The organism is Kaistella chaponensis, assembly GCF_900156725.1.
Classification (GTDB): domain Bacteria; phylum Bacteroidota; class Bacteroidia; order Flavobacteriales; family Weeksellaceae; genus Kaistella; species Kaistella chaponensis.
In genome coordinates this window covers 47,382-62,216 of record NZ_FTOI01000011.1, presented here as the reverse complement: position 1 = coordinate 62,216, position 14,835 = coordinate 47,382, and the positions used below count along the sequence as shown (strand labels likewise).

General features: G+C 37.4%; 9 protein-coding genes. 5 read left to right on the top strand and 4 right to left on the bottom strand.

Annotation, left to right across the window (positions count from 1 at the left end; genetic code table 11):
* Positions 1-35 precede the first annotated feature (35 nt).
* Both BW932_RS11365 and BW932_RS11360 read left to right on the top strand, forming a co-directional pair.
* Positions 36-1,724 (top strand): APC family permease, encoded by a 1,689-nt coding sequence (locus BW932_RS11365; RefSeq protein WP_076387638.1) that lies wholly within the window; start codon positions 36-38, stop codon positions 1,722-1,724.
* 6 nt (positions 1,725-1,730) lie between these two features.
* Positions 1,731-2,042 carry a DUF962 domain-containing protein gene (locus BW932_RS11360; protein WP_076387636.1) on the top strand — a complete coding sequence of 104 codons (312 nt, stop codon included), beginning with the start codon at positions 1,731-1,733 and terminating at the stop codon, positions 2,040-2,042.
* Between the two features lie 43 nt (positions 2,043-2,085).
* On the opposite strand, the gene BW932_RS11355 is transcribed toward BW932_RS11360, so the two are convergent.
* Together BW932_RS11355 and BW932_RS11350 are read right to left on the bottom strand one after the other, a co-directional pair.
* Positions 2,086-2,760 carry a hypothetical protein gene (locus tag BW932_RS11355; protein ID WP_076387634.1) on the bottom strand — a complete coding sequence of 225 codons (675 nt, stop codon included), beginning with the start codon at positions 2,758-2,760 and terminating at the stop codon, positions 2,086-2,088.
* A gap of 124 nt (positions 2,761-2,884) precedes the next feature.
* Positions 2,885-3,778 (bottom strand): SPFH domain-containing protein, encoded by an 894-nt coding sequence (locus BW932_RS11350; protein WP_076387632.1) that lies wholly within the window; start codon positions 3,776-3,778, stop codon positions 2,885-2,887.
* 394 nt (positions 3,779-4,172) lie between these two features.
* On the opposite strand from BW932_RS11350, the gene BW932_RS11345 reads away from it, so the two are divergent.
* Both BW932_RS11345 and BW932_RS11340 read left to right on the top strand, forming a co-directional pair.
* Complete coding sequence (locus tag BW932_RS11345) at positions 4,173-7,019, top strand: S8 family serine peptidase (protein WP_076387630.1); 2,847 nt, start codon at positions 4,173-4,175, stop codon at positions 7,017-7,019.
* A gap of 2 nt (positions 7,020-7,021) precedes the next feature.
* Positions 7,022-8,812 carry a hypothetical protein gene (locus tag BW932_RS11340; RefSeq protein WP_076387627.1) on the top strand — a complete coding sequence of 597 codons (1,791 nt, stop codon included), beginning with the start codon at positions 7,022-7,024 and terminating at the stop codon, positions 8,810-8,812.
* Here BW932_RS11340 and dgt read toward each other — a convergent pair whose 3' ends face one another.
* Complete coding sequence (dgt, locus tag BW932_RS11335; protein WP_076387625.1) at positions 8,813-10,168, bottom strand: dGTP triphosphohydrolase; 1,356 nt, start codon at positions 10,166-10,168, stop codon at positions 8,813-8,815. It abuts the gene before it with no gap.
* 464 nt (positions 10,169-10,632) lie between these two features.
* On the opposite strand from dgt, the gene BW932_RS11330 reads away from it, so the two are divergent.
* Positions 10,633-11,733, top strand: a complete 1,101-nt coding sequence (locus BW932_RS11330; RefSeq protein ID WP_076387623.1) for a hypothetical protein — start codon at positions 10,633-10,635, stop codon at positions 11,731-11,733.
* Between the two features lie 90 nt (positions 11,734-11,823).
* Here BW932_RS11330 and gcvP read toward each other — a convergent pair whose 3' ends face one another.
* Positions 11,824-14,685 (bottom strand): aminomethyl-transferring glycine dehydrogenase, encoded by a 2,862-nt coding sequence (gcvP, locus tag BW932_RS11325; protein ID WP_076387621.1) that lies wholly within the window; start codon positions 14,683-14,685, stop codon positions 11,824-11,826.
* Between the last annotated feature and the right edge of the window lie 150 nt (positions 14,686-14,835).

Here is a 14,835-nt window from a genome sequence, read left to right as displayed (position 1 = left end):
ATTTTATTTTACATTTGTGTAAATAACTTCCCTATATGAATCAGCTTTTCAGAAGAAAAAACTACAGTGCAGATGATCATCCTTCCGGTTTATTACGTGTTTTAGGCGTTTGGGATATCGTATTTTTTGGTATTGCCGCAATCATTGGTGCAGGAAGTTTTAGCAGTCTCGGTGAAGCCGTTTTTCGGGGTGGTCCTGGTGTAATTGTTTTATACGTAATTTGTGGTGTTGCATGTGGTTTTACCGCATTATGTTATGCAGAATTTGCAAGTAGAATTCCAACCGCTGGTTCCGCATATACGTATGCCTATGCAAGTTTTGGTGAATTGATTGCCTGGATTATTGGTTGGGCTTTAATTATGGAATACTCCTTCGGAAATATATATGTTGCATTTTCCTGGAGCGACTATTTTACAAGCTTTATGGGTCGAATTGGGGTACATATTCCCGAGTTTCTAACCTGCAGTTATCCTGAAGCGAAAAAAGCTTTCTTTGGTGGTTCTCAAAATTTAGAATTAATTAATGCTTGGAAAACTGCTCCACTTGTGGGAAATTTAAAAATCATTTTAGATATTCCTGCTTTGGTTATTAATGGTTTAATAACTTGGTTGGTTTATGTTGGGATTAAAGAATCAAAGAATTTAAATAATCTTTTTGTTATTTTAAAACTGTTTATCATTTTAATGGTGATTGCGATGGGAATTGCATTTATCAATACCGACAACTGGTTTCCTGTAAGTACGGTTACGCACACTCCCTCTTTCATGCCGAATGGTTTTGCAGGTGTGATGAGTGCTGTTTCTGGCGTTTTCTTTGCCTATATTGGTTTTGATGCATTAAGTGTACTCTCTGAAGAAACTAAAAATCCTCAGAAAAATCTTCCGCGTGGAATGATTATTTCCCTCGTTTTATGTACAATAATTTACATTATTTTGACCTTGGTTCTAACTGGAATGGTCGATTACAGAAAATTCGAAGGAATTGGTGATCCGCTTGCTTTTATCTTTGAAAAGTCTAATGCCAATATTGCCTGGATGGAATTGGTTGTTTCATTGGGTGCTATTATTGCCATTACAACGGTTTTACTTGTCTTCCAAATGGGACAACCGAGAATTTGGTATGCGATGAGCCGCGATGGTTTGATGCCAAAGAAATTCATGGAAATTCATCCCAAACATAAAACTCCCGCATTCGCGACAATTCTCACAGGAATCGTGGTCGGTGTACCAATTTTGTTCACCGATAAATCATTTATTTTAGATTTTACAAGCATCGGAACTATTTTCGCGTTTGTCTTGGTTTGTGGTGGTGTGCTCTTGCTTCCATCGAAAGAAAAACTGAAAGGCAGATTTCATTTGCCATACATCAATGCCAAAATTATTTTTCCCGTTATTTTCTTGGGCGGACTTCTATTCTTTTACTGGTGGCAACCTGAGTTTTTTCACACCTTGATGAATTGGGATCATGAAACTGCAGGCGAATTCCGTATTTCGATGTTCTTTTTTATTGTGATTAATCTAGGACTTTGTGTTTTAGCTTTTGTAAAAAACCTTTCTTTAATTCCGTTAATGGGTTTAAGTTCGTGCCTGTATCTTCTTACGGGAATGAGCCACAACAACTGGTTTTGGTTCTTAGTTTGGTTTGCAATCGGATTGGTTATTTATTTCTCCTACGGATTCAAAAACAGTAAACTTCGCAAAAATTCTACCGCAGACTTAAAGTAAAAAAAAATGTCAGACCGCATAAAAACGTTCAAAGAATTTTATCCATTTTATCTGAGTGAACACCGACGATTAGGAACACGGGTTTTCCATTTTATTGGAACGCTTTTAATTTTTATCGTCATCATTTACGTCATTCAATCCGGGAAAGAAAGATTTCTTTGGTACATTCCGATCTTCGGCTATGGTTTTGCATGGTTCAGTCACGCCGTTTTCGAGAAAAATCGACCTGCAACTTTTAAATATCCTCTTTGGAGTTTACTGTCCGATTTCAAAATGTTTTTTGAATTACTAATTGGAAAACAGAAGTTTAAAGCATAAAAAAAGCCCGAAATTACTCGGGCTTTGCTGTGTTTCAAATTGATTATTTGAAAATATTTTTTTCTGCATCCAAGGCTTTATTTACCGCTTCCGTAATTTTTCCGATTGCATTATCATAGTTTGGTGGCGTATTCCATTTCCCTTTGATGATTTCCATTTTCACATTGTTTTGAGCAAAATACAACGTATTGTCCGCTGTGTTCAACACATTATTATCCAGATAAATATAACCTCCTCTTCCGGTTTCAATCATGCTGTAATAACTGATCATCACGCCCCAATTTACATTCACGAAAATAACATCATCCACTCCGTATTTTTCTTTTAAATTTCTCAAATCGTAGTAAGCGTATTTTTTACCTTCTGCTTTATCACCTTTAAATTTAGTTGCGGTTTTAGGATCAAAAATTTCGTCGATAATAATTACTTCCTTTCCTTTCGCCTTTAAAGCCTCAGAATAAATAGCAGTTAAATCATTTTTAAAAACAATTTTTTCCTTTGCCAGATCCAACAAGGGTTGATATTTATCGCCGGAAGTTACTGCCAAATCCAATAAACCTTGAGATCCTTCTCTATGTTTTTTCGGATCATTTACATTGACAAAAATTCCAACCTTGGAAGGTTTATTTAAATATTCCGCGTTCATTGGAACATTTACTTGGCAGGAAACTAATACCGCAAACATTGCGAGAAGCCCCAAAATAGTAGTTTTACTCATCGTAAATTTTTTTAATTTTTTCAAATTTAAGATTATTTAACATTTAAAAAAGTAAATTAAAAAAATAGTTAAAAAAAAAACCAACTTTCTCAGGTTGGTTTTCATTTTATAAAATTCAGATGACTTACTTCACATCATCCATTTTCTGTGTCGCGGCCATAGAAACCATTAAATCATTCAACATCGTATTGGCTGCATTGGGAGAATTTGGTAATAAAACCAAACTGCTCTTATTGCTAGAACCAATCGCTTGAAGCGTATCATAATGCTGCGTCACCACGATCAAAGCCGAAGCTTCCTGCGCATTGATATTGGCTTCATTCAGCATTTTTACAGATTCTACTAAACCAGCCGCGATTTCTCGTCGCTGATCTGCAATACCTTGTCCTTGTAATTTTTTGGATTCTGCTTCTGCCTTTGCTACTGCAACAATTCTAATTTTTTGTGCTTCCGATTCATATTCTGCTGCAGTTTTTTCCCTTTCTGCGGCATTAATTCTATTCATCGCATGTTTTACTTGCTCATCAGGATCGATGTCGGTTACCAATGCTTTGATGATGTCATACCCATAACTTTGCATCGCTTCCTGAAGTTCACGTTTTACGGCAATTGCCACATCATCCTTTCTTACGAAAACATCATCCAGTTTCAACTTAGGAACTTCCGCACGGACCACATCAAAAACATAAGAAGTGATTTGATTCTCTGGGTTTTCCAGACGGTAAAAGGAATCGGCAACCTGAGAAAAAATCACCTGATACTGAACAGAAACTTTCATCCGCACAAAAACATTGTCTAAAGTTTTGGTGTCGATGATCACATCTAACTGCTGAATTCTCAGATTCATCCGTTTAGAAACTTGATCGATAAAGGGAATTTTCAAATGCAATCCTGATTGACGTACCACGTGAAATTTCCCTAAACGCTCTACAATTGCTGCCGTTGCCTGCTTCACAGTGAAGAAGGATGCGAATAAAACGATAAGTCCGAAAAAGACTAAAACTCCTAAAAATGCCATGATTCAATTTTAATATTTAATTCTTCAGCAATTTTTTTGCTGATATTTCATAAAGATAATTAAAAAATTAACATCACCATTAAAAAAGGGTTAAAACACCCTTTTTAATGGGGGAAAACACTGTTTATTAATTTGTTATGACCAACATAGCTATTTTTATTGTAATTTTGATAGTACAAAAAGGTAAAACACTTCATTTCAATGTATTAAACGACTTTTTAAGGAAATGTTAATTTATAATTATTTTTTATAATGTATTAAAAATCCCGTCACAGAAGAAAGAATCAGCTGAAACGCTAAAGCTGATTGAGGTGAAATTTTAAAAATAGTTTGTTCTACAATATTCAATTTATACGTTTCTCTTTAATATTAATAAAACTAAAATTACCGAAAAATGTCATCCCAAAAATTTATTAATGATCTTGCCTACGAGCGTTTTCAGCAGGCAACCGAAAAAATCGACAGTATAAAGAAAGGAATCCATGAAAATCGTATGGGTGAAGCCACTCTTACCGATATTCAAACAGACAGTGATAAACTTTCGAAGAGAATTGCACGGGAAAACATGCCTATTTCAGCTGCTTTAGAGCGAATTAATGGGGTGCCAAATTTTCAGGATATCAATATCCTCTATAAAATTCTAAAAATTTCGGAATCTGTTGGAAGAATTACCATAAAAACGCGCTACGGAAATTCGGGTTATGGAACAGGTTTTTTAGTAGCACCTGGAATTCTAATTACCAACAATCACGTTTTTCCCGATGCGGAAACAGCCAAAAACTCCATGGTTCAGTTCTACTACGAACTCGACGAAAACAATGAAACTAAAAAAGTGCAAACTTTCGGTTTTGTGCCCGAAAAATTATTCATGACTTCTTCTTACGAACCAGATGCAGGCAACCCCAACAGCGGTTTAGATTTTACAATTGTCGCCGTTTCCGATAAGGCGAAAGAAGGTAAAAACATTAGTGATATTCCGTGTACCATTTTGGATGAAACTTTGGGAAAAATAATTGAAGGTGAAAATTGTGTGGTCATTCAACATCCAAAAGGGGATTACAAAAAAACCGTCATGAAGGACATCCGAATGTTAACGCTGAAAGATGATTTTTTAATTTATGAATCCGACACGCTTCCTGGCTCATCAGGAGCTGTGGTGATCGGTTTAGGAACTGGTGAAGTTGTTGCACTGCATCACAGCAGCATTCCCAATAAAAATCCGCAAGGACAGTGGTTACGAAAAGATGGCGGTGTATATAAAGAAGGCGACGCCGATGAAACGATCGATTGGCTCGGAAATGAAGGCATCCGCGTTAGTTCCCTCATTCGCTGCATCAGAAATATAAAATTATCCGAGGAGATGACCTCCTTGAAAAATACAATTCTCGGCAAAGAGCAGTCAGAAAAAATTCAAAATACCTCCTCAGAATTCAATAAAGAAAAACCAATAAACGAAATGAAAAATTCCAAAGAATCGGTTTTAAATCAAGCAGTGAATATGATTCAGAATAATTCCACAAAAGACAATGTTCCCATTCTGCATTTTGAAATAGAACTTTCGAATATTCTGACGATGCAAGAAGATTGGAAAGAAAACTATAAAAAACTTGTTCCAACCGCAATCAGTTCAGAACCTTTGTTTCCTCTTTCTACCATTCCTTCGCAAAAAATCATACAGTATATCACCTTACGAACCAGCGAAAATCCTTGGGAACTTGCGGCGAAACTAGAAGCTTTACCCCAAATCAAAACCGCGACTCCTGATCTGGAAATGGAAACCGATCTCCTCAAAAAAAGCAAATCCCACAATCAACTCACAGAATCCGACATGTTGGAAAATATGAAAACCAGCAACGCCGCAGGAAGACAAGATGACTTTAAAACAAAATGGAGCGCCTCTACTTATTTTAAAATCGATGATTCCGATGTACTCAATCAACGTCTTTGGAACAGATCCGCGGTAGGTTTACCAACAGAAAAAAGCACAGAAAACGGTGTCCATTCATTGCTGATGTCCATCGTAAAAGAAAAAAATTCGGTTCATGATCACGACGAAAAAGCGCTTGATTTGGAAATCAATACCATCATTGAAAATCTTAAAAAAATAAATCTGGTTCAACTCGATACCGGTTATACCGATCATGCAAAGGTGAAAGGAAGATTTAATTTTGACTGTGACGAAGATTTCGTCGATGGTTCTGATGCACGCGATGACATGAGAACAGGTTTTCTGAAACATCCGGGACACGGTACCAGAACAGCAAGTATTATAACTGGTGGTGACATGAGTGCGGTCTTTAAAAGCGATGGAAATTACGGACTTTTATGCGATGAAAAGAAAAACACTTTAGTAAATATTATTCCGTATCGCATCTCAGAATCTGTAGTCCTGATCAACAGAGGAAAAAATATCGTTGATGCCGTGAATCAAGCGGTGCATACCAATGCTGATGTGATGTTTATGTGCATGGGAACTTATCCGCGACCGATGATTGCAGAAGCTGCAAAAGTAGCGTACGACAACGGAATCATCTGGGTTTGTGCTTCGGGAAATGAAGTGGAAATGGTTGTTTCACCTGCGCTATATCCCGGAACAATAGCTGTTTCTGCCACCAATCCCAATCAAAAACCATGGCGTGGAAGCTGTTACGGAACTGAAGTCGATATTTCTGCACCCGGCGAAGATGTGTATGTTCCCTCGATGGATGAGAAATATAATGAAATTATGGTCTATGGAAGCGGAACCAGTTACGCCGCACCACATGTTGCAGCGGCTGCAGCACTTTGGAAAGCCACGTACCGTGAAAAAATTTTAGAGAAATATAAATTTCCGTGGCAAATGGTGGAAGCATTCAGAATTTGTTTGAAAGAATCTGCAACGAAACCTCCAGTTTGGGACACCGAAAATTATGGCGCCGGAATACTCAATGTTTATGAACTCCTGAAATGTGAATTACCTGATGTCGATGACAAAAAATATGCTTACGCCAATGATCCTCGTCAGGAATGGGATTTGGGAGTTCGGGAAGCCGTCCATTTTCTTTGGAAAGCCCTGCTCAAAAAAAACATTTCTGCGCAAGAATCCAGTCAAGAAATGGCGATGACCGAGCGATCACGAATTGCGGTTTCGGCCATGACCGGAAATCCCGTTTCGAGTATTTTTGAATCAGACAGTATCAACGCAGTCACCGATTCCGAAAAAATCTTAAAAATGTACTTTGACAGTTATAAAAAAATATAGCCATGGAAAAAAAATATTTCGATCTGCATTTGCATCCATTGTTCAAAAATTTCCTCAGTTCCTACGATGGTTCGATTCCACCATCCATCCAAACATTCGAAGATCTCACGCAACCGGTGAGAATGTCTAATGTCTTTACGAGTGTTGTCGATGAACTTTTCATTCACATCCTAAAAAGCCAGAGCAGCATTCAGCAATGTAAAAAAGGAAATGTAAATTATGCCGTCGCTGCCATTGTAAATCTTGAATTTGGGTTTGCAGACAGCCGCGGATTTTTCGGTACTGTTTTAAAAAGTAAATTTTCTAATCCGCTTGATAAAATTTTCTTTGAAAAAGTTCGCAATGGCGAAATCTCCTACTACCGCTTGATGCTAATGGAACTAAGTCTCTACAAAAAATTGCGCGATCATCAGGAAAGTACCATCGCGATTCTATCTAGAAATAGCAACAAAAAAGCCCTGGAAAATGGCCTAAATATTATTTTAAGTCTAGAAGGTTCCCATAATTTCAGTAAATTATTAATCGGTAATCCTCTTCAAATCGATTACATCGAAGACCGTTTCACCGACCTTAAGAAACTCAAAAAAATATCGCAGGATGCAGATCACCTTTGGCGAGAAATGATTATAGATACCGAAAACGGTGAAGAACCGACCGCGAATTACAACCAAAATCCGGCGGTTAATCTGGAGAAATTTTACAAAAGCCTCTCCAAAGAAAATATGGATCTTCTTTATCTTACCCTCACTCATCTCACGCACATCAACGAACAATTTCTAGCCACCCATGCTTTTGGTATGAAAATGCTGAAACACCCTTCTTTCTATCCGTTCGGAAACGGAATTTCCTCTTTGGGATATGATGTGATCGAAAAATGCTACTCGATGACCAACCATAAAAATGAGTATCGCCCGGTTTTAATTGATGTGAAACATTTAGGATTAAAATCCCGCCAAGATTACTACGACTTCCGAAAAACATTAATTCAGAAAGAAAAAAAATACGAAAAAATCCCAATCATCGCTTCTCATATAGGAGTTACAGGTTATACGGTGAATGAGTGGAAAAACGCTTTGAAAAGAAACAGCTGTACCGTCTATAATTATGAAGGAACGCGCGCGGTTTCTATAGAAATGGAGAAAAAAATCTGTGGAAAATGGGGTTCCTTTGTTAATAATGATTTCACCTTTAATCCTTGGTCGATCAATTTAATGGATGAAGATATCACAGAAATTTTAAACAGCAACGGAATCATAGGAATGAGTCTGGATGTAAGGATTTTAGGCTTTCAATCCGAATATGGAATCAGCTTAACGAGCGAAAACGAATATCTGAGTACCGCCGATTTCCACACCCACTTCCCCCAAATCACCGTGAAGAACTTACCTCTAAATACGATGGAATCTATGATCGTTGAGAACGAAAGCTGGCTGATTCCTACCAAAGAAGACCGACATCCGTTATCTTTCTGTTTCAATATTATTCACATTATTCAGGTCGGTCTGCTCAAAACCGATATCGCCGAACCGTGGAATCAGATCTGTCTCGGAAGCGATTTTGATGGTCTGATCGAACCCTTGAAAATCTCGCCCGACATTTCCTCCTTAGAAGAACTAGAAGCTAATATGATCAAATGGATTCCGGTGGCAGAAAAAGCCTATGTAAATGAAAATGGCGGCACCCGAATTCTCTTCGGAAAATCGACCGCTGAGTTGAAAAAAATCGTCCGCGGAATCATGTATGAAAACGGAAAAAATTTTATCGATCGGTGGCTAAACAATTTTGCTGGCTGATTACATCGTCATTCCAATATCGATTCCCTTAATTTTTCGGTAAAGATCGGTGGCGAAATTGTCGGTCATTCCGGAGACAAAATCGATCACGCCCAAAACCTTTTGATAATCCGTTCCGTCTTCATATAAAAACTGTTGTGGCAATAATTTCAAAGCCATTTTATCGTAGGATTTATGTATTGATTTCTCCTTCAAAATGGGCGGAATAAAATGATTCAGCAGTTCATTCATCACATTATAACCGGCGTTTTCTATTTCTACCACGGCTTTGTGACCGTAAATTTTCTCGATGGAAAAACTTTCGATTTCCTGCAGAGATTTGTTTTCGCTTTTATAAAGATCCAGCAAAGCAGTTTCGAAATTGCCTTCTAAGATTTTGCTGAAATTAGCCTCATAAATTTCGAGGGATTTATTGATCAAAGCATTGATGACTTTTGCGCGCAGATAAGAAATCCGCTCGTTTGCATTCGTCAAAACCGCCAGTTTGTCTTCTACCCTCTTCGTGTTTTGATTTTCCGATTTAATGAGTTCAAAAAAGAGATTTTCGCAATCCGAAGTGGAGACAATTCCCAAGCGGTGCGCATCTTCCATGTCGATAATGTTGTAGCAAATATCATCTGCAGCTTCCACAAGCCAAACAAAAGGATGTCTTTTAAAGATGGTTGGTTCTTCGTTTTCCTGAAGCATATTCACTGATCTTGCAATCTCCAGAAAAGTATCTTTTTCATTTTGAAAAAAGCCAAATTTCTTCCGGTGAATTACGCCTTTTTTCTTTGCAATGGCTTCACAAGGATATTTTGCAATACTCGCCAAAGTAGAATACGTAAGTTGCGTTCCACCATCATCTTTGCCTTTTTGCTGATGGGTCAAAACCCGAATCGCATTGGCGTTTCCCTCAAAATTGACGAGATCTGCCCATTCTTTTTCGGAGAATTTTTGCTTCAGATCACGTTCATTTTTTTCGAAATAACTCGCAATGGCATCTTCACCGGAATGTCCGAACGCAGGATTGCCCACATCATGACACAGACATGCTGCAGCAATGACATTATGAAGTTGGTGTTGATAAAAATTCCGCGCATTTTCATCGAGGTCTTTTTCGTAGTTTTTGAAGATAAAATCGCCGACGACACTTCCCAAACTTCGTCCTACAGAAGAAACTTCGAGCGAATGCGTCAATCGGTTGTGAACAAAAACACTTCCCGGAAGCGGAAAAACTTGGGTTTTATTTTGCAGTCTTCGGAAAGCGGCAGAAAAAATAATGCGGTCAAAATCCCGTTGGAAATCGGTTCTGGATGCAGAAGTTGCAAGGTTTTTACCGGTGCGTTGATGCGTATAAAGGCTGTTTAAAATCATAATAGGAACCCAAAAATAAGCCTTAAAAGTAAGGAATAAAAATTTTTGCTCCGAAACTTTATTGCTCCATCATTTTATGGAGCAAAATCTATAATTACAAGAAAGCTCCCGCTGCGAAGTCTCCTGACTTTGAGCCATTATTTTCTAACCTTGTGAAGGTTTGAAACCTTGACAAGGTTACCGGCAGAAACCCGAAAAAGCTCGCAGATTGGGGAATCAGTATTGATGATACTCCGAAATCGAAGAACGCACCAAAGCCTTAAACTAAAATTTTTACTAAAAATAATCCCGACTGGTTCGGGATTATTTGTGTTGAAGAATAATCTTAGGTAGCAAGTGAATTCTGTGGTGAGGTTTGAAGTTTATTGGTATATTTGATTAATTAAGAATGAAGATCAATATCAAAATTTATTTTTAAATATTCTCAAAAATAAGTTACAATCATTCATAAAACTAAATAACCTATGATTAGTAATACCGATACTTTTAAATACATTTTAGACTACTACAAGGAAACAAAAGATGCTGCAAAGGAGCGACTAAAATTACCAATAATTCCCTTTTATATTACTTTGGTAATATTAAATTATTGGAAGCCGATTTCCATTTATTTATTTTCGAAATCATCAGTAGAGGGCAAAATAAATAATATTACTTATTTATATAGAAATTGGACTTTCTGGGATCATTTTTGGAATTTAATTTTGCTTGTTGCTGCAAGTTTTTTGATTTCAACATTGTTCCCTATTTTAATGTGGGGAATCGAGGCATTATTGAGAGTACCGAACAATAGAAGGAAAGTACTCCTAAATGATTCAAAAAACATAGATTGGAAACATGATTTAGCATCTACACAACACAAGTATGACAAAGAAAAAATATTATCTGGAAAAAAAGAGATTGAAGAATATAATTCATCAATGGAGGATTTAAAAAGATCGTATGAAGAAAGAATTCGAAATTCAGATGTACTAAATAAACAGAGAATACAAAACTTAACTTCTGAATTAGAAAATTTACGGACTACGAATAGTGATTTAGCGCAGAATTATAATAAAGTAAAAAATGATCTTTTCGATAAAGAGAGACAAAATTTAAGATTTATCTATACGGATGATGAGTTGATTAACAAAAGCATTAATTATGATGAATTATTTAATATACTATATAAATTTATAGATGCAAATAGTGAAATCAATTTTTCAGAACAATTTTTGAAAAACACCTCTTTAGAAACTAGGAAATTGCTATTTGCTTTGATATGGGGTAGAAAAGGAAATTTATTTCGAAAAATGCTTTATTCAATAAACAAAAATGACCAAGTGATTCAAATCGACTTAACGAGACAAGATGATTTAAATGATAGAAATTTTATTTTAGATAATAAAATCGGAATTTTAAATAAAAGTATTAGCGAACTTGAATTTTACGATATTACTAAGAAAGTAAATGTAATAAAAGGAATTGAATCAAAATTAAATGAACTTGCGTTGAACAATCAAATACATGCATATTATGACAGCCACCAATTAAAAAACAATCCAGGTAATCCAGGTGACTTATAAATTATCAGCTGGCAAAGTCTCCGACTTTGAGCTTTAAATCAAAAAAAATCCCCTTCAAAATTGAAGGGGATTTGCTATTTCAAAAATGTATTAGTCCATGTAACTCTCGATTGGAGCGCAGGTACAGATCAGATTTCGGTCGCCAAACGCTTCATCAACGCGGGAAACGGTAGCGAAGAATTTGTGTTCGCGAACCCATTCCAAAGGATAGGCTGCTTTTTCCCGGCTGTAGGGTTTGTCCCAGGAATCAGAAATCACCACTTGTTCGGTGTGTGGCGCGTTTTTCAACACGTTGTTTTTTTCGTCTGCATCGCCGTTTGCGATCTCGTCAATTTCTCCTTTAATAGAAATTAACGCTTCTGCGAAACGGTCGAGTTCTGCTTTATTTTCAGATTCTGTAGGTTCGATCATCATGGTTCCGGCAACCGGGAAACTCACTGTTGGTGCGTGGAAACCATAATCCATCAATCTTTTGGCAACATCGGCAACTTCAATTCCAACCGCTTTAAACGGACGGAAATCGACGATACATTCGTGCGCAACTCTGTTATTTTTGTTGGCGTATAAGATCGGGAAATGTTCTCCCAAAACTACTTTCAGATAATTGGCATTTAAAATGGCGTGTTCCGTAGCTTTCATCAAACCTGCTGTTCCGAGCATTTTGATGTAGGCATAAGAAATATTCAGCACCAAACTGGATCCGTAAGGCGCTCCGGAAATAGCATCAATCGATTCTTTTCCACCAATTTTAATATTCGGATTGGAAGGTAAGAAAGGAACCAAATGTGCGGCAACGCAGATCGGTCCAACTCCAGGTCCACCTCCACCGTGAGGAATGGCGAAAGTTTTGTGAAGATTAAGGTGACAAACGTCGGCTCCTACATTTCCGGGACTGGTAAATCCAACCTGTGCGTTCATATTGGCACCGTCCAGATAAACCTGTCCACCATGTTCGTGGATTAATTTCGTGATGTCTTTAATATTTTCATCGAACAATCCGTAAGTTGAAGGATACGTGATCATCGCTGCAGAAAGGTTTTCACTGTGCAATTCTGCTTTCGCTTTCAAATCTTCGAAATCGATTTCTCCGTTTTCCAGATTTTTTACTACAACCACTTTCATTCCCGCCATTACTGCAGAAGCCGGATTGGTTCCGTGTGCAGACTGTGGAATTAAGGCAATATTTCGATGCGCTTCGCCACGTGATTTGTGGTATTGACGGATCACCATTAAACCTGCATATTCTCCTTGTGCACCAGAATTGGGTTGTAAAGAAGTTCCAGCAAATCCGGTGATTTCTGCTAAATCTTTTTCCAGCTCTTTAATTAAGAATTGATAACCTCCTGCTTGTTCGGTAGGTACAAATGGATGAACATTTCCCCATTCTGACCAAGAAAGCGGCAACATTTGCGTGGCTGCATTGAGTTTCATGGTGCATGAACCGAGGGAAATCATGGAATGAGTTAAGGATAAATCTTTTCTTTCCAAACGCTTGATGTAGCGCATTAATTCGGTTTCAGTATGGTATTTATGGAAAACTTCTTCTTTTAGAATAGCATCTGTTCTTAATGATTCTGCCGGAATATGAACTTCTTCCTTGATGATTAGTTTGAAGCTTTGCTTGTCTTTGAACTGCGCAAAAGCATCGAATAAAGTCTGCAATTTTTCTTTGGTAGAAGTTTCGTTGATAGAAATGCTTACAACTCCTTCTGAAAAATAATTCAGATTGATCTTATGATCTCTCATCACAATCAACAAAGCATTTTTCTCATCTTCATGAATGCGGAACTTCACTGTATCGAAAATCGCTTCTTCTACGACATCGTATCCTAAAGTTTTTAAGCCATCGCTCAATGCATTTGCTTTGAAGTGGATTTGATCAGCAATAAAATTCAAACCTTTTGGTCCGTGATATACAGCGTACATTCCCGCCATTACAGCCAAGAGAACCTGTGCAGTACAGATGTTTGAAGTTGCTTTTTCTCTTTTAATGTGTTGTTCGCGGGTTTGAAGCGCCATTCTCAAGGCACGTTTTCCGTAAACATCTTGGGAAACTCCGATAATTCTACCCGGAATATCTCTTTTGTAATCGTCTTTACAGGCGAAAAATGCCGCGTGAGGACCACCGTAACCCATCGGAATTCCGAATCTTTGTGTTGTTCCGACTGCGCAATCTGCACCCATATCTGCAGGAGATTTCAATTTCACCAACGCCAAAGGATCACATGCAACCACAACTTGTAAGTTGTGCTCTTTGTAATATTTAATATTTTCGGTGTAATCGATAATGATTCCGTTCTTTCCTGGATATTGCAACAAGATCCCGAAATACGTATTATTGAACTGGTGATTTTTATAATTCCCGATGATGATATCGATTCCTAAACCTTCTGCTTTAGTTTTTAACACTGCAATGGTTTGTGGCAAAACAAGATCCGAAACGAAGAATTTGATGGCTCCTTCTTTTTTCTGGTCTTTGGTTCTGCTTTCGAAAAACATGTGCATCGCCTCCGCAGCTGCTGTACTTTCATCGAGCAGTGACGCATTCGCTAATTTAAATCCGGTTAAATCACAAACTACGGTTTGAAAATTCAACAATGCTTCTAGCCTACCTTGCGCAATTTCTGCTTGATAAGGCGTATAAGCGGTGTACCAAGATGGATTTTCTAAAATATTTCTTTGGATTGCACTTGGCAAAATGGTGCTGTGATAACCAAACCCGATATAATTTTCGAATTCGATATTTTTCGAAGCCAGATCTTTGGAATGCGCCAACATTTCATACTCCGAAAGTGCGGGTGAGATCTCTAAATTTTTCTCTAAACGAATTGATTTCGGGATCGCCTGATCAATCAGTTCATCAATGCCAGAAACGCCTATTCTCTTCAACATTGCTTCTTTATCAGCTTCATTCAAAGAAATGTGACGGTTTACAAATTGGGTGGTGTTCATATTTTTACTGTAGATTTTATTAGAAATAGAGGTTCGTAAAAATACAATTTTTTGCGAAACGAACAATTGACATTTATCACCTAAATGGAATATTATAATTTTGAACAATTCTAAATAAGTATTATCTTTGCAGCATGAATTTACCAATCA